The organism is Streptomyces sp. CO7, assembly GCF_053474865.1.
This window is the reverse complement of sequence record NZ_JBRIOU010000132.1, coordinates 1-416: the sequence shown is the minus strand read 5'-3', so window position 1 is coordinate 416 and position 416 is coordinate 1. Positions and strand designations below refer to the sequence as shown.

Genomic DNA, 416 nt, shown 5'->3' with positions numbered 1-416 from the left:
CCCTGGAGGACGCGGCCATGCTGGTGGCCGCCCGGGGCAGGCTGATGCAGGCGCTGCCGGAGGGCGGGGCCATGGTGGCCGTGCGGGCCTCCGAGGCGGAGGTGCGCGCGGCCCTCGGTGACCGCACGGACGTCGGTGTCGCCGCCGTGAACGGTCCGGCCTCGGTGGTGCTCTCCGGCGCGGCCGACTCCGTGGCCGAGGTCGCCGGGCAGTTCGACCGAACCGTCGCCCTACGGGTGTCGCACGCCTTCCACTCCCCTCTCATGGAGCCGATGCTGGACGAGTTCCGGCGAGTGGCCAGGTCCTGGACTACCGTCCGCCCACGATCCCGCTGGTCTCCACGGTGCTCGGCGCCGAGGCGGAGGCCGGTGACCTGTGCGACCCCGAGTACTGGGTACGCCACGCCCGTGAGGCGG

General features: G+C 74.5%; 1 pseudogene. It reads left to right on the top strand.

The features are described 5' to 3' along the window. Positions 1-416: pseudogene (locus ACOV8S_RS31445) on the top strand (acyltransferase domain-containing protein); the annotation flags it as partial.